Consider the following 846-nt stretch of genomic DNA (forward strand, 5'->3'; position numbering starts at 1 on the left):
TCAGATTCGCTGTCCCAGCCACAAAACAGTGCCATATCGGTGCGACTTGATGGAACAGAGCAGCCATTGTTCTTTGTTCCCAGTGGAATGGGGGACTATTCCTATGTCTTCGGGCTGGCTAACCATCTGCCATCCGGCTACCCGATTTATGCACTGCCCTGGCAGTCTATTGATGAGGAGCCAATGGCAACGATGGAGGAGCTGGCAGCCAGAATGATCACCTTGATGAAGGCGGTTCAACCGGATGGTCCGTATCGGATAGGGGGTTACTCCTCTGGCGGCATATTGGCTTATGCGATTGTGCAGCGGCTTTTGAGCGCTGGTGAGGCGGTTAATTTCTTAGGTTTAATTGATACACCAGCGCCGCATTATTTTGGGGAACAGCCGATGCAACCTAAACATCATTTCTTTAGTGAGCTGGCCCGGCAGGCGGGAGAACAGCAGACAGGAGAGGTTGCGGCGTTGTACCAGCGACTTGATGAGCTGAATTTGGTGCAATTTATTGAGGCGGCCCAACAATTGGCGTTATATCCGGCCAATCTAAGTGCGGGTGTTATTGCGAAACGTTGGCAGCAGATAGAGCACTATACGCAAATCGTCGGAGATTATCAGCCGCAAGCATTAGCGATAACGTTGCATCAGTTGTACGCTATGGAGCCTTCTTCATCGACTTCTTTTGCCACGGATGAAAAACCAGAGCCGTTAAATATAGAACCGTCGCTCGGCTGGGAACAGGTGATGCCTGATACTTTACTGCGGTTGATTGCTGTTCCGGGTAACCATTTTAGTTTATTGGAGGATAATGAGAATCGCATTGGGTTAGCTCAGGCTCTGAATATGGCGTTG

1 protein-coding gene is annotated in these 846 nt (G+C 50.1%); it reads left to right on the forward strand.

Annotated elements, in window-relative coordinates:
• On the forward strand, positions 1 to 846 hold an 846-nt coding region (locus EAE89_RS23040; RefSeq protein ID WP_214086671.1), incomplete at both ends, for a thioesterase domain-containing protein.

Origin of the sequence: Photorhabdus heterorhabditis (genome assembly GCF_018448905.1) — a bacterium.
GTDB lineage: Bacteria > Pseudomonadota > Gammaproteobacteria > Enterobacterales > Enterobacteriaceae > Photorhabdus > Photorhabdus heterorhabditis.